10 tRNA genes and 1 rRNA gene are annotated in these 1,262 nt (G+C 48.3%); all 11 read left to right on the forward strand.

Annotated features, from left to right (window positions below):
- The first annotated feature begins 75 nt into the window (after positions 1 to 75).
- A 5S ribosomal RNA gene (rrf, locus tag V7121_RS24695) occupies positions 76 to 192 on the forward strand.
- A 47-nt stretch (positions 193 to 239) separates the two neighbouring features.
- Positions 240 to 314: transfer RNA gene (locus tag V7121_RS24700), tRNA-Glu, on the forward strand.
- Positions 315 to 351: 37 nt separating this feature from the next.
- Positions 352 to 427: transfer RNA gene (locus V7121_RS24705), tRNA-Val, on the forward strand.
- A 17-nt stretch (positions 428 to 444) separates the two neighbouring features.
- Positions 445 to 521, forward strand: a tRNA-Met gene (locus tag V7121_RS24710).
- Positions 522 to 545: 24 nt separating this feature from the next.
- Positions 546 to 638: transfer RNA gene (locus V7121_RS24715), tRNA-Ser, on the forward strand.
- Between the two features lie 24 nt (positions 639 to 662).
- A tRNA-Met gene (locus V7121_RS24720) sits at positions 663 to 736 on the forward strand.
- A gap of 35 nt (positions 737 to 771) precedes the next feature.
- Positions 772 to 848 (forward strand) — tRNA-Asp (locus tag V7121_RS24725).
- Positions 849 to 892: 44 nt separating this feature from the next.
- A tRNA-His gene (locus tag V7121_RS24730) sits at positions 893 to 968 on the forward strand.
- Between the two features lie 16 nt (positions 969 to 984).
- Positions 985 to 1,059, forward strand: a tRNA-Gln gene (locus V7121_RS24735).
- An 11-nt stretch (positions 1,060 to 1,070) separates the two neighbouring features.
- Positions 1,071 to 1,144, forward strand: a tRNA-Gly gene (locus V7121_RS24740).
- An 11-nt stretch (positions 1,145 to 1,155) separates the two neighbouring features.
- A tRNA-Ile gene (locus V7121_RS24745) sits at positions 1,156 to 1,229 on the forward strand.
- Positions 1,230 to 1,262: the final 33 nt, after the last annotated feature.

Consider the following 1,262-nt stretch of genomic DNA (forward strand, 5'->3'; position numbering starts at 1 on the left):
GTTCGAGGACTTAACCAAATAATAAATATGATGATTGTCAGTTATCTAGTTTTGAGGGAATAAAACCTCATATAGTCTGGCAGTAATGGCGAGAAGGTCACACCCGTTCCCATACCGAACACGGAAGTTAAGCTTCTCAGCGCCGATGGTAGTTGGGACACGCGTCCCTGTGAGAGTAGGACGTTGCCAGGCTAGCCCCATCCTTATGGGGCTATTATTTTGCTTTATATGATTTAGATGGCCCCTTGGTCAAGCGGTTAAGACACCTCCCTTTCACGGAGGTAACACGGGTTCGAGTCCCGTAGGGGTCACCAAAGTTTTTCACACTGTGAAAATAACTTTCAATATTGTGGAGGATTAGCTCAGCTGGGAGAGCATCTGCCTTACAAGCAGAGGGTCGGCGGTTCGATCCCGTCATCCTCCACCATAATAAATCTAATCTTTGGCGGTGTAGCTCAGCTGGCTAGAGCGTTCGGTTCATACCCGAAAGGTCGGGGGTTCGACTCCCTTCGCCGCTACCAATTGTTTTTAGTTGTATTTTATCTGGAGGAATACCCAAGTTTGGCTGAAGGGATCGGTCTTGAAAACCGACAGGCGGGTCATACCGCGCGGGGGTTCGAATCCCTCTTCCTCCTCCATATTGCTTTTATTATTATTATTGTCGCGGGGTGGAGCAGTCCGGTAGCTCGTCGGGCTCATAACCCGAAGGTCGCAGGTTCAAATCCTGTCCCCGCAATTTGGTTATTTTCAAGCATAGCTTGAAAAAACTCTGGTCTGGTAGTTCAGTTGGTTAGAATGCCTGCCTGTCACGCAGGAGGTCGCGGGTTCGAGTCCCGTCCAGACCGCCACTTTTTTACTAGTAGGTTTCCCTGCTATTGATATATAGATTTTGGCGATTGTGGCGAAGTGGTTAACGCACCTGATTGTGGTTCAGGCATTCGTGGGTTCGATTCCCATCAGTCGCCCCATATGTTTTTAAAATATTGGGCTATAGCCAAGCGGTAAGGCATCGCACTTTGACTGCGACATGCGTTGGTTCAAATCCAGCTAGCCCAGCCATATTTTTGCCTGCGGGTGTAGTTTAGTGGTAAAACCTCAGCCTTCCAAGCTGATGATGAGAGTTCGATTCTCTTCACCCGCTCCAATTAAATTTTTGGGCCTATAGCTCAGCTGGTTAGAGCGCACGCCTGATAAGCGTGAGGTCGATGGTTCGAGTCCATTTAGGCCCATCACATACACCTTTTAAAAAAGACTTGGAAGCT

The organism is Neobacillus drentensis (assembly GCF_036962125.1).
Lineage (GTDB): Bacteria > Bacillota > Bacilli > Bacillales > Cytobacillaceae > Neobacillus > Neobacillus drentensis_B.